At 69.6% G+C, this 21,560-nt stretch carries 22 protein-coding genes; 9 read left to right on the top strand and 13 right to left on the bottom strand.

Translation table 11 applies throughout. From position 1 onward, the window contains the following. Nucleotides 1-35: 35 nt before the first annotated feature. The 6 genes from gyrB to dnaA form a co-directional block, all read right to left on the bottom strand. A complete protein-coding gene (gene gyrB, locus ACIBVP_RS26040; protein WP_396108927.1) occupies nt 36-2,003 on the bottom strand; it encodes a DNA topoisomerase (ATP-hydrolyzing) subunit B in 1,968 nt (655 codons plus the stop codon). A gap of 197 nt (nt 2,004-2,200) precedes the next feature. Further along, the gene (locus tag ACIBVP_RS26035) at nt 2,201-2,842 is read right to left on the bottom strand and encodes a DciA family protein (RefSeq protein ID WP_396108926.1); all 642 of its coding nucleotides are present in this window, start codon (nt 2,840-2,842) and stop codon (nt 2,201-2,203) included. A gap of 55 nt (nt 2,843-2,897) precedes the next feature. After that, on the bottom strand, nt 2,898-4,043 hold the full coding sequence (gene recF, locus ACIBVP_RS26030; RefSeq protein WP_396108925.1) for a DNA replication/repair protein RecF: 1,146 nt from the start codon (nt 4,041-4,043) through the stop codon (nt 2,898-2,900). Nucleotides 4,044-4,047: 4 nt separating this feature from the next. Then, entirely contained in the window at nt 4,048-4,962 is a 915-nt protein-coding gene (gnd, locus tag ACIBVP_RS26025; protein WP_396108924.1) for a phosphogluconate dehydrogenase (NAD(+)-dependent, decarboxylating), read from the bottom strand. Nucleotides 4,963-4,992: 30 nt separating this feature from the next. Further along, nucleotides 4,993-6,126, bottom strand: coding sequence for a DNA polymerase III subunit beta (gene dnaN, locus ACIBVP_RS26020; RefSeq protein ID WP_396108923.1), 1,134 nt, complete (start codon nt 6,124-6,126; stop codon nt 4,993-4,995). Nucleotides 6,127-6,658: 532 nt separating this feature from the next. Beyond that, nucleotides 6,659-8,332 carry a chromosomal replication initiator protein DnaA gene (dnaA, locus tag ACIBVP_RS26015; protein WP_396108922.1) on the bottom strand — a complete coding sequence of 558 codons (1,674 nt, stop codon included), beginning with the start codon at nt 8,330-8,332 and terminating at the stop codon, nt 6,659-6,661. Between the two features lie 432 nt (nt 8,333-8,764). Between dnaA and rpmH the strand changes: the two genes are divergently transcribed. The 8 genes from rpmH (at nt 8,765) to ACIBVP_RS25975 (ending at nt 14,096) form a co-directional block, all read left to right on the top strand. Continuing rightward, nucleotides 8,765-8,902 carry a 50S ribosomal protein L34 gene (gene rpmH, locus ACIBVP_RS26010; protein WP_184810885.1) on the top strand — a complete coding sequence of 46 codons (138 nt, stop codon included), beginning with the start codon at nt 8,765-8,767 and terminating at the stop codon, nt 8,900-8,902. 2 nt (nt 8,903-8,904) lie between these two features. Further along, a complete protein-coding gene (gene rnpA, locus ACIBVP_RS26005; RefSeq protein WP_396108921.1) occupies nt 8,905-9,321 on the top strand; it encodes a ribonuclease P protein component in 417 nt (138 codons plus the stop codon). Continuing rightward, nucleotides 9,318-9,653, top strand: a complete 336-nt coding sequence (gene yidD / locus ACIBVP_RS26000; RefSeq protein ID WP_396108920.1) for a membrane protein insertion efficiency factor YidD — start codon at nt 9,318-9,320, stop codon at nt 9,651-9,653. Before rnpA ends, yidD begins: the two co-directional genes overlap by 4 nt. A gap of 5 nt (nt 9,654-9,658) precedes the next feature. Beyond that, nucleotides 9,659-10,744: a membrane protein insertase YidC gene (gene yidC / locus ACIBVP_RS25995; RefSeq protein WP_396108919.1), complete on the top strand. Its 1,086-nt coding sequence runs from the start codon at nt 9,659-9,661 to the stop codon at nt 10,742-10,744. Nucleotides 10,745-10,779: 35 nt separating this feature from the next. Then, on the top strand, nt 10,780-11,355 hold the full coding sequence (locus ACIBVP_RS25990) for a protein jag (protein ID WP_396108918.1): 576 nt from the start codon (nt 10,780-10,782) through the stop codon (nt 11,353-11,355). Nucleotides 11,356-11,481: 126 nt separating this feature from the next. Then, nucleotides 11,482-12,099 (top strand): 16S rRNA (guanine(527)-N(7))-methyltransferase RsmG, encoded by a 618-nt coding sequence (gene rsmG / locus ACIBVP_RS25985; RefSeq protein ID WP_396108917.1) that lies wholly within the window; start codon nt 11,482-11,484, stop codon nt 12,097-12,099. Between the two features lie 97 nt (nt 12,100-12,196). Then, nucleotides 12,197-13,096, top strand: coding sequence for a ParA family protein (locus tag ACIBVP_RS25980; protein ID WP_396108977.1), 900 nt, complete (start codon nt 12,197-12,199; stop codon nt 13,094-13,096). A gap of 4 nt (nt 13,097-13,100) precedes the next feature. Continuing rightward, the gene (locus ACIBVP_RS25975) at nt 13,101-14,096 is read left to right on the top strand and encodes a ParB/RepB/Spo0J family partition protein (RefSeq protein WP_396108916.1); all 996 of its coding nucleotides are present in this window, start codon (nt 13,101-13,103) and stop codon (nt 14,094-14,096) included. Between the two features lie 54 nt (nt 14,097-14,150). Here the strand turns inward: ACIBVP_RS25975 and ACIBVP_RS25970 are convergent, their stop codons facing one another. Together ACIBVP_RS25970 and ACIBVP_RS25965 are read right to left on the bottom strand one after the other, a co-directional pair. Further along, nucleotides 14,151-15,101, bottom strand: coding sequence for a D-alanine--D-alanine ligase (locus tag ACIBVP_RS25970; RefSeq protein WP_396108915.1), 951 nt, complete (start codon nt 15,099-15,101; stop codon nt 14,151-14,153). Between the two features lie 72 nt (nt 15,102-15,173). Then, on the bottom strand, nt 15,174-16,478 hold the full coding sequence (locus tag ACIBVP_RS25965; RefSeq protein ID WP_396108914.1) for a PLP-dependent aminotransferase family protein: 1,305 nt from the start codon (nt 16,476-16,478) through the stop codon (nt 15,174-15,176). A gap of 155 nt (nt 16,479-16,633) precedes the next feature. Between ACIBVP_RS25965 and ACIBVP_RS25960 the strand changes: the two genes are divergently transcribed. Then, entirely contained in the window at nt 16,634-17,260 is a 627-nt protein-coding gene (locus ACIBVP_RS25960) for a GNAT family N-acetyltransferase (protein ID WP_396108913.1), read from the top strand. Between the two features lie 59 nt (nt 17,261-17,319). On the opposite strand, the gene ACIBVP_RS25955 is transcribed toward ACIBVP_RS25960, so the two are convergent. From ACIBVP_RS25955 to sigM, 5 genes are all read right to left on the bottom strand, one after another. Beyond that, a complete protein-coding gene (locus tag ACIBVP_RS25955; RefSeq protein ID WP_396108912.1) occupies nt 17,320-18,468 on the bottom strand; it encodes an N-acetylmuramoyl-L-alanine amidase in 1,149 nt (382 codons plus the stop codon). Between the two features lie 213 nt (nt 18,469-18,681). Continuing rightward, entirely contained in the window at nt 18,682-19,008 is a 327-nt protein-coding gene (gene trxA / locus ACIBVP_RS25950; RefSeq protein ID WP_396108911.1) for a thioredoxin, read from the bottom strand. A 12-nt stretch (nt 19,009-19,020) separates the two neighbouring features. After that, entirely contained in the window at nt 19,021-20,010 is a 990-nt protein-coding gene (gene trxB / locus ACIBVP_RS25945) for a thioredoxin-disulfide reductase (protein ID WP_396108910.1), read from the bottom strand. A gap of 148 nt (nt 20,011-20,158) precedes the next feature. Then, entirely contained in the window at nt 20,159-20,929 is a 771-nt protein-coding gene (locus ACIBVP_RS25940) for an anti-sigma factor family protein (RefSeq protein WP_396108909.1), read from the bottom strand. Further along, nucleotides 20,926-21,552 (bottom strand): RNA polymerase sigma factor SigM, encoded by a 627-nt coding sequence (sigM, locus tag ACIBVP_RS25935; RefSeq protein ID WP_396108908.1) that lies wholly within the window; start codon nt 21,550-21,552, stop codon nt 20,926-20,928. The genes ACIBVP_RS25940 and sigM overlap by 4 nt, the downstream gene beginning before the upstream one ends. Nucleotides 21,553-21,560: the final 8 nt, after the last annotated feature.

Genomic DNA, 21,560 nt, shown 5'->3' with positions numbered 1-21,560 from the left:
GAACGGGGGTTCCTTTCAGGCGCGCGTCCCTCGACTCAGACGTCGAGGAAGCGGACGTCCTTGGCGTTGCGGGTGATGAACGAGCGGCGGGCCTCGACGTCCTCGCCCATCAGCACGCTGAACAGCTCGTCCGCCTGCGCGGCGTCGTCCAGGGTGACCTGCAGCAGGAGGCGGTGGGCCGGGTCCATGGTGGTCTCCCACAGCTCGTCGGCGTTCATCTCGCCGAGACCCTTGTACCGCTGGATGCCGTCGTCCTTGTTGATCTTCTTACCCGCCTGGAGACCGGCGGTCATCAGCCCGTCGCGCTCGCGGTCGGAGTAGGCGAACTCCGGCTCGGCGCGCTGCCACTTGATCTTGTACAGCGGCGGCTGCGCGAGGTAGACGTACCCGTGCTCGACCAGCGGCCGCATGAAGCGGAACAGCAGGGTCAGCAGCAGGGTCCGGATGTGCTGGCCGTCGACGTCGGCGTCGGCCATCAGCACGATCTTGTGGTACCGCAGCTTCGACTCGTCGAAGTCCTCGTGGATGCCGGTGCCGAGCGCGGTGATCAGGCTCTGGACCTCGGTGTTCTTGAGGACGCGGTCGATGCGCGCCTTCTCCACGTTGATGATCTTGCCGCGGATCGGGAGGATCGCCTGGTAGCGCGAGTCCCGGCCTTCCTTGGCCGAGCCGCCGGCGGAGTCGCCCTCGACGATGTAGAGCTCGCACTCCTCGGGGTTGGTCGACCGGCAGTCCTTGAGCTTGCCGGGCAGGCCGCCGATGTCGAGCGCGCCCTTGCGGCGGACCAGCTCGCGCGCCTTGCGGGCCGCGATGCGGGCCTGGGCCGAGGAAACCGCCTTCGTCACGATCGTCCGCGCGTCGGACGGGTTGCGCTCGAACCAGTCGGCCAGCATCTCGTTCGCGTTGGTCTGCACGAACGTCTTGGCCTCGGTGTTGCCGAGCTTCTGCTTGGTCTGGCCCTCGAACTGCGGCTCGGCCAGCTTGATCGAGATGATCGCGGCGAGGCCCTCGCGGATGTCGTCGCCGGTGAGGTTCTGGTCCTTCTCCTTGAGCAGCTTCTTGTCGCGCGCGTACACGTTGACCACGCGGGTCAGCGCGGCGCGGAAGCCCTCCTCGTGGGTGCCGCCCTCGGCCGTGTTGATCGTGTTGGCGAACGTGTACACCGACTCGCTGTAGCCGGTGTTCCACTGCATGGCGACCTCGACCTCGAGGCCCTCGCCCTTGGCCTCGAAGGAGATCACGCTGCCGTGGATCGCCTCGCGCGTGTGGTTGATGTGCTTGACGAAGTCCTCGAGCCCGCCCGGGTAGTGGTAGGTGCGCTCCTTGACCCGCGCGGCGTGGCCCTCGGCGTCCTCGGCGGTCTCCTCGTCGGCCACCCGCTCGTCGCGGAGGACGATCGTGAGGCCCTTGTTGAGGAAGGCCATCTCCTGGAGGCGGCGGGCGATCGTCTCCGCGTTGTACGTGGTGGTCTCGAAGATCTCCCCGTCGGCCCAGAAGCTGACCGACGTGCCGGTGCCGTCGGTGTCGCCGTGCTCGGTCAGCGGGCCCGGCTCGGAGCGCTCGTAGTGCTGCCGCCAGATCTTGCCGTCGCGGTGCACCTCGATGTCGAGCTTGGTGGACAGCGCGTTGACCACCGAGACGCCGACGCCGTGCAGACCGCCGGAGACCGCGTAGGTGTCGCTGTCGAACTTGCCGCCCGCGTGCAGCTCGGTCAGGACGACCTCGACCGTCGGCCGCTTGTACTCGGGGTGGTACTCGACCGGGATGCCGCGCCCGTCGTCGACGACCCGGACACCACCGTCTTCCAGCAGCGTGACCTCGACTCGTGTGGCGAACCCGGCCATCGCCTCGTCGACGGAGTTGTCCACGACCTCCTGGATCAGGTGGTGGAGACCGCGCTCGCCGGTCGACCCGATGTACATGCCGGGGCGCTTGCGAACCGCTTCGAGGCCTTCCAGCTTCTTGATGGAGGACGCGTTGTATTCATGGTTGTTAGTCGCCACGGGCGGGGTGTCTCCTGTCGGGAAAGGGCCAAGCCGATCGCCTGTATCAATCATACTGGTGCGGGCGCGCAGAATGGCGCGAACACACCCCTAGCTCCGTCACAGACGCCCGAAGGGGCTCTCGGCCGACCCCGTACGCCTGCGTGGGCCCTACTTCGCGGATTTCACACCTTCCGGCCCGATAGCGCCACCCGAGGTCACCCGTAGGTGTCCCGGGGGCCCCGGCCGCGCACGTGGCGTGTGCCGAACCGCCAGCTCGGGGCGGTCGGACCGAGGACTTTCAGCCGTTTGACCACGTCGTGGCCGACGCCCGCGCCGATCTTGGCCAGCAGCTGCTTCTGCAGCAGCCGCAGCTGGGTGGCCCATGCGGTCGAGTCGGCCTGCACGGTCAGCTCGGCGTCCTTGAGCTCGACCGGCTGCGCGTGCTCGGCGACGTCGGCGCCGACGATCTGCGCCCACCGGTCGAACAGCCTGCCAGTGGTGAGGCGGGGCGCCCACCCGCGCTCGAGCGCGATACGAGAGGCGATGCGACCGAGCGGTTGCGGGTCGCGTTCGTCGGCGCCGGGGCCGGACCACCGGCGGCGGCGGCGGTTGACCGCGCCCGCGCCGCGGGCGACGTACTTCTTTTTCTTGGCCTCCGGACCGCCGGACGCGGCCCGCGCGGCGGCCAGAGCGGCACGCGCGAGGTCCGAACCGCGGAGCTGTGGATAGTCACTCTCCGTGGCAGGTCGTGCGGCGCCGTCGGTGGCGACCTCGTTCGGGGAGGTCAGATCGCCGGATTTCCCCCGCTCGGGGGGCGCGGAAGGACGCCGAGTGACAGCGTTATCCACACTATCCACAGGTTTGTCCCCAGATGTGCGACGCGTCACACCACGCGCAGTCACGTTCCGGTGATCATTCACGGCGGACCTCCCCGTCGGAGACAAGGTAGCGGGCACCCGCGAGTTCTCCTGGGACGTCCTCCGGCACGGCGGCGGTCACGAGCACCTGTTCCGCGGCGACCGACACCTCGGCGAGGCGTTCCCGTCTTCGGCGGTCCAGCTCCGCGAACACGTCGTCGAGCACGAGGACCGGCTCGTTGCCGTCGGCACGCAGCAGCTCGTAGGACCCGAGCCGCAGCGCGAGCGCGAACGACCACGACTCGCCGTGCGACGCGTAGCCCTTCGCGGGGAACACGTCGATCGTCAGCTCCAGCTCGTCGCGGTGCGGGCCGACGAGGCTCACACCCCGCTCCAGCTCCTGGTCGCGGTTCGCGGCCATCGCCGCGAGCAGCGCGTCGGTCAGCACCTCGATGTCCGCGCGCCCGGTCGTCCCGTACTCCTCCGGGAAGGAGTCCGCGATCCCCGAGCGGTACCGGATGGTCGCGGGCCGCGACTCCGGCGCGACCCCCGCGTACGCCGCGGTGACGTGTGGCGCGAGGTCCGCGACCAGGTCCAGCCTGGCCGCGAGCAGCTCGGCGCCGTGCCGGGCGAGGTGCCCGTCCCAGACGTCCAGCGTTCCGATGTCCCCCTTCGAACCGGCGCGCCGGGCGTGGCCCGACGACTTCAGCAACGCGTTCCGCTGCCGCAGCACCCGGTCGTAGTCCGACCGGACCCCGGCGTACCTCGGTGCGCGCAGCACCAGCAGGTCGTCGAGGAACCGCCTGCGTTCGCCGGGGTCGCCCCGGACGAGCGCCAGGTCCTCCGGCGCGAACAGGACCGTCCGCAGAATCCCGAGCACGTCCCTGGTCCTGGGCACCGGCCCCCGGTTCACGCGCGCGCGGTTGGCCTTGCCCGCGGTGATCTCCAGCTCGATCGTCAGCTCGCGGCCCTCGTTGACCACGGCGGTCCGCACGATCGCGCGGGCGGCGCCGTGCCGGATCAGCGGCGCGTCGGTCGCGACGCGGTGCGAGCCGAGCGTCGCCGCGTAGCCGAGGGCCTCGACAAGGTTGGTCTTGCCCTGCCCGTTCTGCCCGACCAGCACGGCCGGTCCCGGTTCGAGTTCCAGGTCGGCGTGCTCCCAGGACCGGAAGTCCGTGACCTGTAAGTGCCGGACGTACACACTCTCAGCCTTGTGTGCTGCCCGAACCGGACGTCGGTCCCGCCGCCTGCACCGCGTGCCCGCCGAACTGGTTGCGCAGCGAGGCGACGGCACGCATCGCGGGCGAGTCCTCCTGCCGCGAGCGGAACCGGGCGAACAGCGCGGCGGAGATGACCGGCGCGGGGACGGCGAGGTTGATCGCCTCCTCGACGGTCCACCGGCCCTCGCCCGAGTCCTCGACGTAGCCACGCAGGTCGTCGAGCTCCGGGTCGGAGTCGAGCGCGCGCACGAGCAGGTCGAGCAGCCAGGACCGGACGACCGTGCCGCGCTGCCACGCCTTGATCGTCGCGGGCACGTCCTCGATCACCTCGGCGGCCTCGAGCAGTTCGAAGCCCTCGGCGTACGCCTGCATCAGGCCGTACTCGATGCCGTTGTGAATCATCTTCGCGTAATGGCCGGCCCCGACGGCGCCCGCGTGCGCGAAGCCCTCCTCGCGCGGCCCCTCCGGGCGCAGCGCGTCGAAGATCGGCATCACGCGCTCGACGTCGGCGGCGGCACCGCCGACCATCAGGCCGTAGCCGTTGTCCTTGCCCCACACGCCACCGGACACCCCGCAGTCGAGGTAGGCGATCCCCTTCTCCGCGAGCAGGCCTGAGTTCGCCTGGTCGTCGGAGAAGCGGGAGTTGCCGCCGTCGATCACGATGTCGCCGTCGGACAACAGCTCCGACAGCTCCGCGATCGTCTGCCGGGTCGGGTCACCCGCCGGGACCATCACCCACACCGCGCGCGGCGCGGACAGCTTCGACACCATGTCGGCCAGCGACTCGCTGTCGCTCACGTCCGGGTTGCGGTCGTACCCGACGACCTCGTGGCCCGCGGCGCGCAACCGCTCGCGCATGTTGAAGCCCATCCGGCCGAGACCGACGAGACCGAGCTGCATTGGCTTGTCCCTCCCTGGAATGGAAACCGGTCAGCCGGGCAGCCGCACCGGCATCAGCAGGTGCAGGTAACCCGGGACGACGTTTCCATCGTCCCCGACCGGCTTGATCAACGCCGGTCGGCTGGGTGTGGTGAAGGACAACTCCGCGCGGTCGGCGTGCAGCGCGCCGAGCCCCTCCTGGAGGAAGCCGGGGTTGAACGCGATCGTCACCGGCTCGCCGGAGTACTCGACCGACAGCTCCTCCTCCGCCGACCCCTCGTCGTCGCCGCCGGCGGACAGGCGCAGACCACCGTCACCGAACTCGAGCCGGACCTGGGTGCCGCGCTCGGCGACGAGCGACACGCGCTTGATCGCCTCGACGAGCGGAGCCACGTCGATGATCGCGGCCGCGGTCTGCTCGGACGGCAGCAGCTGGCGGTAGCGGGGGAACTCGGTGTCGAGGAGCCTGCTCGTGGTGCGGCGCCCCGCGCCGGACAGACCGATCAGCCCGTCGCTCGGGGACAGCGCGATCTCGACGGTGTTGCCCGCGGTGCCGAGCGACTTGGCCGCGTCGGCGAGGGTGCGTGCCGGGACGAGCACCGCGATCTCGCCCGCGGAAGCGAGGCTCTCGTCCGGCTGCCACGCGAACTCGCGCATCGCGAGCCGGAAGCGGTCGGTCGCGACGAGGGTCAGCTTGTCGCCCGCGATCTCCACGCGGACACCGGTCAGCATCGGGAGCGTGTCGTCCTTGCCCGCCGCGACGGCGACCTGGCTGACGGCGAGCCCGAACACCTCACCGGCGAGCTGCCCCGCGTGCGGCGGCATGGCCGGGAGCTGTGGGTAGTCCTCGACCGGCATGGTCGGCAGCGAGAACTTCGCGCTGCCGCACGTGATCGACACGCGGGCGCCGTCGACGAGGATCTCGACCGGTTGTGCGGGAAGGGACTTCGTGATGTCCGCGAGCAGCCGGCCGGACACGAGGGTGCGACCGCCGTCCGCGATCGTCGCCGCGACCCCCACCGTCGCCGAGACCTCGTAGTCGAAGCCGGAGATCGTCAGCCCGTCGGAGCCGCTGGCGTCCAGGAGGATCCCGCCGAGAACGGGAACCGGCGGCCGGGACGGCAGCGAGCGCGCGACCCAGGCGACGGCGTCGGCGAGACCGTCGCGCTCGACGCGGATCTTCATGAGAGTCCTTTCCAGACACGAGGGGCACACAAGACCGGGCCGCCTCGAGAAAGCACCAGACGTTGCTCGCAACCGTAGAGCGTGCGGATCCCCCGCTGCATCTCGGCCCTGCGGTCCCGGTGCCTCCGCGACGCGACGCGCGCTCGCGCACACACAGCCCCTGTTTTTCTTCTGTTGATACTTCTTAGAGAGAAATTCAGTCGTAGTAGTAAGCCCTGTGGATGGTGTGGATAACCCTCATACGCCCACGTCGCGACGTATCGACGGCTGTGGGCAGAGCCTGGGGTCAACTCGTGGACAACTCGGGGGCCACGTGGACAACTCGAACCTGTGCAAGGTTCTTCCACAGCTCCTCCACAGTTGTCCACAGGCTGCTCCCCAGCGGCGACCCGGTCTGCCCCCAGGCGATGCACAGGGTTGGGGATGGCCATGAATCCCCTTTCCGGGTGACGAGGGGCCGGGAGTGCGACGGAGACCACAACGGAGGACACGACAGGCATGGGTAGTCGTGCCCTCATAAGAAGGTTCGGTGTCAGCCGCGAGCGCGTTGCTTGATGCGGGAGGTCAGTTCCTGGACCTGGTCGTAGACACGACGCCGCTCCGCCATCTCCTTGCGGATCTTCTTCTCCGCGTGCATGACGGTGGTGTGGTCGCGGCCGCCGAAGGTCTGGCCGATCCTCGGCAGTGACATGTCGGTCAGCTCCCGGCACAGGTACATGGAGATCTGCCGGGCCTGCGCGAGCGCCTTCGTCTTGCCGGGGCCGCACAGGTCGTCGATCGAGACGCTGAAGTACTCGGCCGTCACGGCCATGATCGTCGAGACGCTGATCTCCGGCACCTGCGAGTCGGGGATCAGGTCGCGCAGCACGATCTCCGCGAGCCCGACGTCGACCGGCTGCTGGTTCAGCGACGCGAACGCGGTGACGCGGATGAGCGCGCCCTCCAGCTCACGGATGTTGTGCTCGATGCGTGCCGCGATGAACTCGAGCACCTCGGCGGGCGCGGGCAGCCGGTCCTGAGCCGCCTTCTTCCGGAGGATCGCGATGCGCGTCTCCAGTTCCGGCGGCTGGATGTCGGTGATCAGACCCCACTCGAACCGCGTGCGCAGCCGGTCCTCCAGGGTCTCCAGGCGCTTCGGCGGCCGGTCGGACGACACGACGATCTGCTTGTTCGCGTTGTGGAGCGTGTTGAAGGTGTGGAAGAACTCCTCCTGGGTGCCTTCCTTGCCCTCCAGGAACTGGATGTCGTCCACCAGCAGGATGTCGATGTCGCGGTAGCGGCGCTGGAACGCCACCTTGCGGTCGTCGCGCAGCGAGTTGATGAAGTCGTTCGTGAACTCCTCGGTCGACACGTACCGCACGCGCATGCCGGGGAACAGCCGTTGTGCGTAGTGGCCGACCGCGTGGAGCAGGTGCGTCTTGCCGAGACCGGACTCGCCCCAGATGAACAACGGGTTGTACGCCCGGGCCGGTGCCTCCGCGACGGCGACCGCGGCCGCGTGCGCGAACCGGTTCGACGCGCCGATGACGAACGTGTCGAACGTGTACTTCTCGTTCAACCGGGTCTTCGCGGTCTGCGGCTGGGCGGGCGCGGTGAACGGCTGCCCGCTCTGCGGCGGCTGCTGCCCGTTGAACGGCGGCCAGATCTCGTGGACCGTGGCGAGCGCGTCGCCGACCTCGTCCACCTCGTCGTTGTCCGAGTCGGTCCTGTCCGTGGTGTCGGTGCCGTTCGGCGGCTTGTCAGTATTACTAGGGTCCACTGCCTTGATGGGCGCCATCACGAGCGTCTGCTCGACGAGTGAGCCCACCCCCGGGCGCGGGGTGCCCGGCCGCGGCTGGGGCGGCATCGGCATGGGCGGCGGTGGCGCGGCGGGACGCGGCTGCTGCTGTGGCGGCTGGGGCACCGGCGGCACGACGACCGGAGGCGGCGGTGCGGACTGGGTGCCCATGGGGTCGACCTTCACGGCCAGTGAGACGACTCGGCCGAGCCTGCGTGACAGCGCATCGGTGATCGGGTCGCGCAGCGCCCGTTCGATCGCGTCCTTCGCGAAGTCGCTCGGTGCGGCGAGCAGCGCCGTGCCGTCCAGCAATCCGATGGGCCGGGTCACCCGCATCCACGCCCGCTGCTGCGGGGAGAGCGTGCCTGCGGACAACTCCCGCACGACCTGCTCCCACACCACACTCAGGTTCATCTGCTGCTCGGACACCTACGAGCTCCCCTCCCCTCGCCGGCCATGCACCATCACTGCGACCCCTCAGCCGTGGCGGACGCGGCCCGGCTACGAGCGGCATCCACAAGTTGTCCACAACTGTGCACGAAGGTACGGCGAACCGCAGCGGAACCCGCCGGAGGGCCTGCCGTAACTTCCGCGGCGCAGCGGGCTCCCACTCCCGACTGGCCAACCAAGAGCACGCACGCTAACAAGCGCCGGGCCATGCCACAAGGCATGTTCGGAAGCAAGCACTGAGTGTGCGCGGCGTGTCGTCGAGCGGTCCCAACGCACCCCCGGGTGCGTTGGCCCTGGCCGGGGTGCGTACGCTGTGAAGGTCTCCCGTCAGTTGTGGGTGAGTCCTGCGCGCCGTCAGGCCGCGACGGGGACAGCGTACTTTCGACGAGCCAGTATCCGGGAGATCCAGCCGTGAGCAAGCGTACTTTCCAGCCGAACAACCGCCGCCGGGCGCGCACCCACGGGTTCCGTCTGCGCATGCGCACCCGTGCCGGCCGGGCGATCCTCGCGGCTCGTCGTCGCAAGGGTCGCAAGAGCCTGTCTGCCTGAGTTTGCTCCCCGCGCCCAGTCGACTGACCGGTAGCGACAACTTTCGGCTCGTGACCAGGAAGGGGCGCCGCGCTGGGCGTCCCAGGCTCGTCGTGCATGCCATCACGGCCGAGGAGGTCGCGGGCTTCGGCGCGCGTGAAATCGATGCGGCACTGGCTGACGCCGGTGCGGCACCCAGGGTCGGCTTCGTGGTCAGCAAGGCGGTGGGCAACTCGGTGGTTCGCCACCGAGTCGTCCGCCGCCTTCGTCACGTCGTGCGTGAGCGGCTGGGAACCGTCCGTCCGGGTTGCACGTTGGTCGTGCGGGCGCTGCCGTCCGCTGCCACGGCGGCGAGCGCCGAACTCGGCGGCGACATCGACTCCGCCTTCCGGCGGCTGCGGCTCGGCCGCGAACACAGTGACTCCGGCGGTGCCCAGTGACCACCACGCACGACACCGAGGACCAGACGCCCGCGACATCGAGGCGGCCAGGTCCGGTGGCGCGGGTGCTCCTGGTGCCCGTCAACTTCTACCGGCGCTGGATCTCGCCGGTGCTTCCCCCCAGCTGCCGGTTCGAGCCGAGCTGTAGCGCGTACGCCGTCGAGGCGCTCACGACTCACGGTGCGCTGCGCGGCTCCTGGCTCGCCGTGCGCAGGCTGCTGCGCTGCGGTCCGTGGCACCCCGGTGGGTACGACCCGGTGCCACCCCGACACACCGACTCTGAAGAGCGGGCCGAGGCCGGCCCGGAAGACCACACTGCCGCCAAGGAGTAGCTCTCGTGCTCGACTTCATCTACTACCCCGTGTCGTTCATCCTCTGGTGCTGGCATTGGGTGTTCGGGCACGTCTTCGGTGAGTCCAGCGGTATCGCGTGGGCGCTCGGCATCGTGTTCCTGGTGTGGACGCTCCGCGCGATCATGTTCAAGCCGTTCGTGAAGCAGGTCCGCTCGATGCGGACCATGCAGGAGTTCGCGCCCGAGATCAAGAAGATCCAGAAGAAGTACGCGAACGACCGGCAGCGCCAGGCGCAGGAGATGCAGAAGCTCCAGCGCGAGCACGGGTTCAGCCCGCTGGGCGGCTGCCTGCCGATGCTGCTGCAGATCCCGGTGTTCATCGGTCTGTTCCACGTGCTTCGCTCGTTCCAGCCGGGCCACACCGAGAACTACTTCTTCGACGCGCAGGGCGTGGAGTCGTACGTCAACGCGAAGCTGTTCGGCGCAGGTCTGTCGAACTTCATCACCCAGCCCGCGGACGTGCTCGCGCGGTATGGGTCGGACCGCACCGCGGTCATCATCGTCTCCATCCCGCTCATGATCCTGGCGAGCGTGCTGACGCACCTGACCGCCCGCCACTCGGTCCAGCGCCAGAACCCCGAGGCGGCCACCGCGCAGACCGCGATCATGAACAAGCTGACGCTGTACATCTTCCCGCTGGGTGTGCTGATCTTCGGCTTCTTCTTCCCGATCGGTCTGCTGATCTACTGGCTGTCGAACAACACCTGGACGTTGATGCAGCAGCGCCTCGTCTACAAGCGCATCGACCGCGAGGAAGAGGCGAAGAAGTCGGCCGCGGTCGAGAAGCGGACCAGCCTCGCGCCGAAGCCGGGTGCCAAGCCGGACCAGACGAAGAAGCGTCCGGGCACCGCGCCCGCCCCCGGCGCCAAGCCGGCCCCGAACGCCAAGGCCGCCGGTGCCAAGCCCGCGCCGAACGCGAAGGCGGCGGGCACCGCACGTCCCAAGGACGACACCACCAAGTCGACCGGCTCCGCGAGCGCCAACGGCGCCACGGGCAAGGGCGGCTCCACGAATTCCGGTCTGAGCGCAGACCGTTCCCGTAATAAGAACACAGGCCGGAAGAAGCGCTGACACACGAGCTGATCCGGACCTGGAGAGGAGAAGTCGTGCCGGAGACGGTGCAGGAGTCGGACGCCGATCGCGATGCGGTGCCAACCGACGCCGATGAACAGACCGCCGAGGCGGTCGCCGACGAGAGTGACCGGGGGCCGTCGGGAGAGGACCTTCTCGTCCGCGAGGGCGACATCGCTGGGGACTACCTGGAGCGCCTGCTCGACCTGGTCGACTACGACGGGGACATCGACCTCGACGTGGAGGCCGGCCGGGCGGTCGTGAGCATCGACGGTGGCGAGGACCTGGACAAGCTGGTGGGGCCTCGGGGCAACGTGCTCGAGGCGCTGCAGGAGCTGACCCGGCTCGCCGTCCAGCAGGAGACCGGCACGCGTAGCCGGCTCATGCTGGACATCGCGGGCTGGCGGGCGGACCGTCGTCAGGAACTGAAGGACCTCGGCAAGGCGACCGCGGAGCGCGTGCTGGCGGACGGCGAGAAGGTCCGTCTCCAGCCGATGACGCCGTTCGAGCGGAAGGTCGTGCACGACGCGGTCGCCACGATCGACGGTGTCCACAGCGAGAGCGAGGGTGAGGACCCGCGGCGGCGCGTCGTGGTCTTCCCCAAGTCGTGACGGGCTGACGGTTTCACGTGAAACATCGATTCGAAGAAGGTGGCATCCGGGTTGGCTGAGACGCCCTCCGCGTCTCCGCCCCCGGAGACCGCTACAACAGTTTTCGGTGACGCTCTGACGGCGGCGGTGCAGTTCGCGGAACTGCTCGCCGCCGTCGGCGTTGAACGAGGTTTGATCGGGCCCCGTGAGGTTGAGCGCCTCTGGGACCGGCACCTCCTGAACTCCGCCGTGGTCGCCGAGGCGATCCCCCAAGGCGCCCGCGTGGTGGACCTCGGGTCGGGCGCTGGGCTGCCCGGCGTACCGCTCTGCATCGCCCGGCCGGATCTCGACCTCACTTTGTTGGAACCGATGGCTCGCCGGGTGGCGTGGTTGACCGAAGTCGTCGATACTCTTTCGCTGTCCGCAAGTGTGGTTCGGGGCCGCGCGGAAGAGCCGGCCATCAAGCATCAGCTCGCGGGTGCCGATGTTGTCATCGCGCGAGCGGTCGCGCCGCTTGCTCGCCTGTGGGGCTGGAGTGCTCCCTTGCTTCGGCGGGGCGGCCGGCTGGTCGCGCTCAAAGGGGAAAGTGCCGCGGAGGAAGTGGCACGCGATGGCGGCGCCGTGACCCGTGCGGGTGGTTCGCTTCCGGTGGTCGAACGGTGTGGCGCCGACGTCCTTGCGGTACCGACGACCATCATCGTGGTCACACGTTCCGACCCACCTCAGGGTGCACGTGGGCGTGGTCCGCGGCGGACCAAGAAGTGATGGAGCGAGGATTGTTTCACGTGAAACACGTGTCGAACGAGGCGAGGTGCAGCCATCGATGACCGGACGCCATGATGTCCAGGGCGCCAGCGGGACCATGCACGACAACGTCGAGGCCGCGACCGCGGTGTCCGGGTGGACGCCCATCGCCGAAGAGGCCGAGCGCGCGACCCGCATGCTGCACCCCAAGCGCGACCTGCCCAAGCCGCCGCACCGCCGCGTCATGACGGTCGCCAACCAGAAGGGTGGCGTCGGCAAGACGACCAGCGCGGTCAACCTCGCGGCAGCGCTCGCGATGCACGGGCTGAAAGTGCTCGTGATCGACCTCGACCCGCAGGGCAACGCCAGCACCGCGCTCGGCGTCGACCACCGCTCCGGCGTGCCGTCGATCTACGAGGTGCTGCTCGGCGAGTGTTCCCTCACTGACGCGGCGGCGGTCAGCGACCAGTCCCCCAACCTCTACTGCGTGCCTGCGACCATCGACCTCGCCGGCGCGGAGATCGAGCTGGTGGGCATGGAGGGTCGCGAGTCCCGGCTCAAGGCGGCGCTGCCGACCGGCGCGCTCGACGAGCTGAACCCGGACTACGTGTTCATCGACTGCCCGCCGTCGCTCGGCCTGCTGACGGTCAACGCGATGGTCGCCGCCGACGAGGTGCTGATCCCCATCCAGTGCGAGTACTACGCGCTGGAGGGTCTGTCGCAGCTACTCCGCAACATCGAGCTGGTGCAGAACCACCTCAACCCGAACCTGCACGTGTCGACCATCCTGCTCACCATGTACGACGGGCGTACGAAGCTCGCCGATCAGGTGACCGCGGAGGTCCGGAAGCACTTCGGCGCCACGGTCTTGCGTACTGTGATCCCCAGGAGTGTGAAGGTGTCCGAGGCCCCCGGCTTCGGACAGACGGTGCTCGCGTACGACCCCGGTTCGCGAGGTTCGATGAGCTACCTGGACGCGGCACGGGAGATGGCCGAACGCGCGTTCGGCGAGGAGTAGAAGCATGAGTGAGCGCAAGGGTGGTCTTGGCCGGGGTCTCGCGGCACTGATCCCACAGGGACCGGCGGACGGCGCGGGTGGCGGTGCGATGAAGCTGCCGACCGCACCGCGTCCGAAGCCGCCGGTCGCGGCCGCCGCGCCGGAGGTGCCCGCGGTGCCGAGCGGCACGGTCGCCGGTGCGGTGTACCGCGAGGTGCCGGTCGACGCGATCAAGGCCAACCCGAAACAGCCTCGTCAGGTCTTCGACGAGGACGCGCTCGCCGAGCTGGAACACTCCATCCGAGAGTTCGGGCTCATGCAGCCGATCGTGGTCCGCGAACTGGGCCCGGACTCGTACGAGCTGGTCATGGGCGAGCGGCGGCTGCGTGCCGCCCAGCGCGCGGAGCTCGGCAAGATCCCGGCGATCGTCCGGCAGACCGCCGACGAGGCGATGCTGCGGGACGCGCTGCTGGAGAACATCCACCGCGTGCAGCTGAACCCCCTCGAGGAGGCGGCGGCCTACCAGCAGCTGCTTGAGGAGTTCTCGGTGACGCACGACGAGCTGGCGTCCCGCATCGGACGCAGCCGTCCCGTCATCACGAACACGATCCGGTTGCTGAAGCTCCCCCTCGCGGTGCAGCGCCGGGTCGCGGCCGGGGTCCTCTCGTCCGGGCACGCCCGCGCGCTGCTCGGTCTCGAGGACGCCGGTCAGCAGGAGGAGCTGGCCGCCCGCATCGTCGCCGAGGGGCTGTCGGTGCGGGCCACCGAGGAAGCGGTCGTGTTGCTCAAGGGGCAGGCGCCCGCGAAGCAGAAGGCCGCCCCGCAGCGCAAGCCGATCCAGGCGCCGGGCCTCCAGGACGTGGCGGACCGGCTTTCCAACACGTTCGACACCCGCGTGAAGGTCGAACTCGGCAAGCGCAAGGGCAAAATCGTGGTCGAGTTCGGGTCCGTGGACGACCTCGAACGCATCGTCGAACTGATGTCGAAAAATGGGACAAATGGGATTCGTGACGAGGCTTAGGGATCACCCCAGGGCCTTACGTCACGGTGACGATTGCTCTCCGATGATCAACGATCACCGAGTGCGAGCGACCGCTCGTTCGATCAGCCCGGCGTAGATGTCGCCGAGCGAGTGGCCCGCGACCTCCGCCGCCATCGGCAGAAGCGAGGTTTCCGTCAGCCCCGGCGACGAGTTCACCTCGAGGAAGTGGACGGTCCCGTCCGGCGCGACGATCGCGTCGGTCCGGGACACGTCGCGCAGCCCGAGCAACCGGTGCGCGGCGACCGCCAGGTCCGCCACCGCCGCGGCCGCCCGCTCGTCGAGACGGGCCGGGCAGTGGAACGTGGTGAGCCCGGCGGTGTAGCGGGCGGTGTAGTCGTAGATCCCCGTCGCCGGCTCGATCTCCACCGCGGGCAGCGCCACGGGACCGTCGGCGCCCTCGACGACCGCGACCGCCACCTCGACGCCCTCGACGAACTGCTCCGCCAGCACGGTGTCCCCGTACGCGAGGCAGCCGACCATCGCGGCGGGCAACTCAGCCGCGTCCCGCACCACCTGAGCGCCCAGCGCCGACCCGCTCTGGTCCGGCTTGAGCATCATCGGCAGCCCGAGCCGGTCGACCATCGCGTTCAGCACCGGCTGCGCACCCAGCTCCCGGAACGTGCTGTGTGGCAGCACGACCCAGTCCGGCGTCGCGATGCCCGCGCGGGCCAGTTCCGTCTTGGCGGTGGGCTTGTCCCACGCGCGACGGCACGCGTGCGAGTCCGCGCCGACGTACGGCACGTCCAGCATCTCCAGCACGGTCTGCACGGAGCCGCCCTCGCCCTCGACCCCGTGCAGTGCCACGACCACCGCGTCCGGCCGGTGCTTCCGCAGCCGTTCCAGGAGCGCCGCGTCCGCGTCCCACTCGTCGACCGTCAGCCCGACCGACCGCAGCGCCGCCGACAGCCTTCTGCCCGACCGCAGCGACACCTCACGCTCGTGGGACAGACCTCCGGACAGCACCGCCACGGCGAGATCGGACACGGCTCGACTCCTCAACGGACCAGATCGTCCACTGTGGACAGTGGACGCGAAGTTGCTTGCGGGGGAAGGAGACTACGCGATGTCCGGACCGGGCACCTGCGGGCCGGACGCGCGCCGCCCGTTGATCGGTCCGAACGTGCGCGACAGCTCCAGCTCGGCGGCGAGCACGGCCGCGAGCCTGCGCACGCCCTCCTGGATCCGCTCCGGTGTCGGGTAGCAGAACGACAGGCGCATCTGCCTGCTGCCGAACCCGTCCGCGTAGAACCCGGTGCCGGACACGTACGCCACCCGCGCGGTGACCGCACGCGGCAGCATCGCCTTGGTGTCCACGCCCTCCGGCACGGTCATCCACACGAAGAACCCGCCCGCGGGCACGGTCCACGAGCAGCCGGGCGGCATGTGCTGCTCCAGCCCGGAGATCATCGCGTCCCGCCGCTCCCGGTACGCCGACTGGAAGGACTTGACCTGCCCCTTCCAGTCGTGCGTCGCGAGGTAGCGCGACACGATCATCTGGTTCAACGTGGGCGGGCACAGCGTGGCCGACTCGGCGGCCAGCATCAGCTTCTCGCGGACCGCGTGCGGTGCCAGCACCCAGCCGACCCGCAGCCCGGCCGCGAACGTCTTCGAGAACGACCCGAGGTACACCACGTTGTCCGGGTCCATGGACCGCAGCGCCGGGTACGTCTGACCGTCGAAGCCGAGCAGCCCGTACGGGTTGTCCTCCACCACCAGCACGTTGTGCCGCCTGCAGATCTCCAGGATCTCGGCCCGCCGGGGCACTGCGAGCGTCACACCGGCCGGGTTCTGGAAGTTCGGGATCGTGTAGAGGAACTTGACCCGCCGGCCCGCCGACTCGGCCGTCCGGAGCGCCTCGCGCAGCGCGTCGGGCATCAGGCCGTCCTCGTCCATGGCCACGTGGACCACGTCGGCCTGGTAGGCGGCGAACGTGCCGAGCGCGCCGACGTACGACGGACCCTCGGCGAGCACCACGTCACCGGGATCACAGAAGATCCTCGTCACCATGTCGAGCGCCATCTGCGAGCCGACCGTCACGACGATGTCGTCCGGGTGCCCGGTGACGCCCTCCAGGGCCATCACCTCGCCGATCTGGTCCCGCAGCTCAGGCAGCCCGTGGGCGGATCCGTACTGCAGTGCGACCAGACCGTCCTTGGCGATGATGTCCGCGACCTCGCCGGACAGCGAGTCCAGCGGCAACGCGGCCAGGTTCGGCATGCCGCCCGCCAGCGAGACCACCTCTGGCCTGCTGGCGACGGCGAAGAGAGCTCGTACCTCGGAGGCCGTCATTCCGGCAGCTCGCGCCGCGTAGCGGCCGAGGTGCGGGTCAAGGCTTCTGCTGCCTGTTGGCTCGAGGGACATGAGAAGGCTCTCTTCAGCCGGTGCGTACTCAGTCGTTCGAGTGTAACCGGGCCGATATTCACCCCTTGCCGGTTCCAGCGTCCCTTGAGGCAGGCTTATCCTGGCGTTGCACACGGTGGTCAGGGCCGGTTCAAGGGCCCAGGGTGGGAGGTCAGGTGTCGCGACGCGTTGTGGGCGTCACGCTGGACAACCTTGAGGATCTCCCCAAGCACAGCCGTTCGTGCGTGTACTGGGAGCTCGCCCCGCACCTCAAGGAGCAGGCGGAGGAGTTCGGCACTTCCGAGCTGGAGAAAGAGGCCTGGGTCTCCAGCGTGCTGCTCGAGTGGGGTTCCTGCGGGCGGATCGTCTACAGCGACAAGCTGCCGGTCGGCTTCGTGCTGTACGCCCCGCCGAACGCCGTGCCGCGTGCGTCGGCGTTCCCGACCTCTCCGCCCAGCCCGGACGCGGTTCTGCTGACCGGGTTCATGGTGCTGCCCGAGTTCCGCCGCGGCGGCCTCGGCCGGATGCTGGTCCAGGCGGTGGCCAAGGACCTGACCCGGCGCGGTGTGAAGGCCATCGAGTCGTTCGGCGACGCCAAGCCCGACGAGGAGGTCTCGTGCGTCGTCCCGTCGGACTTCCTCCTGAGCGTCGGTTTCAAGACGGTCAGACCGCACCCTCGTTGGCCCCGTCTGCGCCTGGAGCTGCGTTCGGCACTGGGGTGGAAGGAAGACGTCGAAGCGGCCCTGGAGAGGCTCCTGGGCACCGTTTCGGTGTCCACGGCGAGCCCCGCGCTACAGCAGTAGACGCGAAACAGCCCCGGAGTGGTCAGCTCCGGGGCTGTTTCATGTGAAACATTCGATTTCTACTCGGCCTTGGCCAGCTCGTGCCGGAGGACGTCCGCGAACGTGAACGTGCCGGTCGGCTGGTCGTTCTGGCCCAGCAGGTACAGGCGCTTGACCGCGACGAGGATGCCCTCGGCCACCACGTCCCGGAAGGACGGGTCGGTCAGGCGGCGTTGGTCGTCGGCGTTGGTCAGGTAGCCGATCTCCACGCGCACGGCCGGGCAGCGGGTCAGCCGCAGCGTGTCCCACGTCTTGCGGTGGGCACGGCAGTCCCGCAGGCCGGTCCGCACGACCAGCTCCCGCTGGATGAAGCCCGCGAGCGTCTCCCCGATGGTCGACGTGCTGCCGGTCGCCGTGCCGAAGTGGAAGCTCGCCACGCCCTGCGCCAGCGGGGAGCGGTTGGCGTCCGAGTGCAGCGACAGGAACAGGTCGCCGCCCACCTCGTTCGCGAAGTGCGCACGGTCGCCCTCGGTCGGGCACTGGTCGGGCCCGCGGGACAGCAGCGCCTGCATGCCGGTCGCGGCCATCTTGCCCTCGAGGCGCCGTGCCAGGTCCCACACGAGGTCGGCCTCGTTCACCCCGCCGACGGAGACACCCGTGTCGGAGCCCCCGTGACCCGGGTCGATGACGATGCGCTTGCCGCGCAGTCGCGGCCCGGCCTTGCGGACCCGCTCCTGCTCACGCAGCAGCACCGGCGACCCGCCACGGGCACGCGGCGACAGCTGGCGCAGCGCACGCACCGTCTCGGCACCACAGATGCCGTCGACGGTCAGCCCGTAGTCCCGCTGGAAGTTCCGCAGCGCGGCCTCGGTCTGTGCGCCGAACACGCCGTTGGCGCGGCCCGCGTCGTAGCCCAGCTCCAGCAGGCGCTCCTGCAGCGTCATGACGTCGTCACCGCTGACCGGCGACGACACGAGGTACGCGAGCGGTCGCGCCCCCAGTCGGTACGTGGCGTCCTTCAGTGCGCGGTAGGTGGCCGGGCCGACGAGGCCGTCGGCGATCAGGCCACGCTGCTGCTGGAACGTGCTCACCGCGTGCGCGACGGCCTCGTCGTAGACCGCAGCCTCCGGAGGGGCTGACGGATCCGCCGGCAGGAGGCCAAGCCCTGAGAGCGTCGCGCGAACCTCGGCGACCGCCGGTCCCGCGTCACCGCGGCGGAGTACCCGCATGCACCCCTCGCTCGGATCGGGCACCGACCCGAGTCGGCGCAGATTTTCCATTCCTGTCGCAGCACGTCTGCTGGTCCACTATTGTGCCCTGTCTCCAGAGCCGCGGCTTGCGGGGTCACGTGCCGCGTCCAACCGCTCACCCCATATGGCACAACGGCGCACACCTGAAGGACGGTGCGCGCCGTTGAACGGTTGTCACAGAGGACACACGGCTCAGATGAAGTCGGACAGATCGTTCAGGAGCGCGGCCTTCGGCTTGGCACCCACGATCTCCTTCACCTTCTCGCCGCCCTTGAAGACCATCAGGGTCGGGATGGAGAGGACCTGGTAGTCACGCGCGACGGTCGGGTTCGCGTCGACGTCCAGCTTCGCGACGGTGAGCTTGTCACCGTGCTCGGCGGCGATCTCCTCGAGCACCGGCGCGACCATCCGGCACGGCCCGCACCACGTAGCCCAGAAGTCGACCAGCACCGGCTTGTCGCTGTTCAGGACGTCGTCGGAGAAGGACGCGTCGGTGACGGTCACGGTGTTTCCGGCCATGTTCTCCCTCTTTCAGTTCTGAGTCGGGGCGTAGCCGCCGCCGACGAGTTCAGGTGCCGTCTCGGCCTTCGGCTCACCGTGCTCGGACAGCCAGCGCTCCGCGTCGATCGCGGCGGAGCAACCGGAGCCGGCGGCGGTGATCGCCTGCCGGTAGGTGCGGTCCACCAGGTCACCGGCGGCGAACACGCCGTCGACGTTGGTGTACGTGGTGTGCGGGCGAACCTGGACGTACCCGTCCGCGTCCAGGTCGACCTGGCCCTTGACCAGCGCGCTGCGCGGGTCGTGGCCGATGGCCATGAACAGGCCGGTGACGTCCAGCACCGACTCCTCGCCGGTGACCGTGTTCCGCAGCTTCACGCCGGCGACGTTGCCCTCGCCGAGCACCTCGAGCACCTCGGAGTCGAGCTGCCACCGGATCTTCTCGTTGGCCCGCGCGCGCTCCAGCATGATCTTCGACGCCCGGAACTCCTGGCGCCGGTGGATGATCGTGACCGACCGCGCGAACTTGGTCAGGAAGGTGGCCTCCTCCATCGCGGAGTCACCGCCGCCCACCACGGCGATGTCCTGGTCGCGGAAGAAGAAGCCGTCGCAGGTGGCGCACGCGGAGACGCCGTGCCCCAGCAGCTCCTGCTCACCCGGCACGTGCAGGTACCGCGCGGCGGCGCCCATCGCGAGGATGACCGCCTTCGCGGCGTACCGGACGCCGTTCGCGGTGACGTACTTCACCGGGCCGTCCAACTGGACCTCTTCGACGTCCTCGGCCCGCAGCTCCGCGCCGAAGCGCTCGGCCTGCGCCCGCATCTGCTCCATGAGGTCGGGCCCCATGATGCCGTCGCGGAAACCCGGGTAGTTCTCCACGTCGGTGGTGGTCATGAGGGCGCCACCGAACTGTGTGCCCTCGAAGACCAGGGGCTCCAGCTGGGCACGTGCGGTGTACACGGCCGCCGTGTAGCCGGCCGGGCCGGACCCGACGATGATCACGTCGCGGACGTTCTCGGACATCAGACCTCCGAAGCGGGGCGCTCGTTGCTGCGCACTCGTGTAACACGATCGTAGGTGTCGGTTGTTCCACGCGTACGTGGTGACCGTGCGCATAACGGAGCCGCGGGCGGAAACCAGGTTCCACCCGCGGCTCGCGAAGTGTTGTTGCTCAGCCGATCGACGTGTCGGTGATCAGGTCGCCGGAACAGTCGGGCGCCACGATGACCAGCCGGAACCGGTGACCGTCCTCGCCGCCTGCGAGCAGCGCGGCCACGCCCTCCGTGCCGTCGAGCGTCACCTCCCGCGCACCGATGACCGACGGGTCCGCGATCCCCTTCTCCGACAGGCAGTCCTTCAGGCCCTGCTCGTCGTCGAAGGGGCCGTAGTCCTTCTTGCCGGACAGGCCGTTGATGGCCGGGCCGAGGTCGTCGCCCTTCAGCGCGAGCGGCGGCTCCTGGCCGGGCGCCTCCTGCGAGCTGTTGCCCTTGTCCCCGGCCACCGGGTTGCCGCCCGTCTCCTGCCCGGGCAGCGCCACGAACGTGATCGCGGCGACGGCGGCCGCGGCGGTCACCAGCCCGCCGACCCACCCCATCCTGCGGTTGCGCTTGCGGCGTGCCTGCGCCATGTCGGAGACCGGGGCGACGCCCGGCTGCCGAGCGGCGGGCATGGTCCTGGCGGCCTCGGCGGCGATGGCGTTGTCGAGCTGGGCCGCGAAGTGCGCGGGCATCGGCTCGAACGGTCCGTCGTCGAGCCCGTCGAGGTCGTGCTTGACGCTGTCGAGCGCGGCGAGGATCGCCTGCGCCTCCGGGTCCCGGTTGACCTGCGCCCACAGTGCCGCGGACTGCCTCGGGTCCAGGGCGCCTGCGTGCAGGTCGGCGAGCACGTCGACAGACCACGGCGGCCCGTTAGGGACCCCCGTTCCCCTCGTGCTGTCCGTCATCGTCCCTCCCAGCGGCGCCGCACCGGCACGTCTCGCCCTTCAACTGCGCCATCTGGGACGTTCGCATCTGCATCGGGGTTCCGCAGATGCCCCAGAACTTTGGCCAGCTTGGCGCGACCCCGCGCACACCGGCTCTTCACGGTGCCCTCCGCGATGCCGAGCATCTTGGCGGTCTCCGCCACCGAGTAGCCCTCCACGTCGACGAGCACGATCGGGACCCGCTGGTCCTCGGACAGGCCGTTGAGAGCCTTCTGCACGACGAGCTTGGTCTCCCGCTCGGACATCGAGTCCCGCGGGGCGACTGGCTCGCCCGGTCCGGTCTCCGGCAGGGGCACGGTCGGCCTGGCCTGCCGGCGCCGCACCCGGTCCAGGCACGCGTTCACCACGATCCGGTGCAGCCAGGTGGTCACCTGCGATTCGGCCCGGAAGGAACCCGCGGCGCGGAAGGCGGAGATGAACGCCTCCTGCAACGCGTCGGATGCTTCCTCGGGGTCCCGGAGGGTGCGCAGGGCGACGGCCCACATGCGATCACGGTGCCGGCGGACCAGCTCGCCGAAGGCACGCGGATCCCCGGCGGCGTGTGCCGCGATGAGGTCGGCGTCCGAGCTGGCAGCGGTGGTCACGTGAGGAG

It is taken from the genome of Actinophytocola sp. NPDC049390, assembly GCF_044466355.1.
Classification (GTDB): Bacteria; Actinomycetota; Actinomycetes; order Mycobacteriales; family Pseudonocardiaceae; genus Actinophytocola.
Note: the sequence above shows the minus strand (reverse complement) of the source record. Positions and strands in the feature narration are given on the sequence as shown.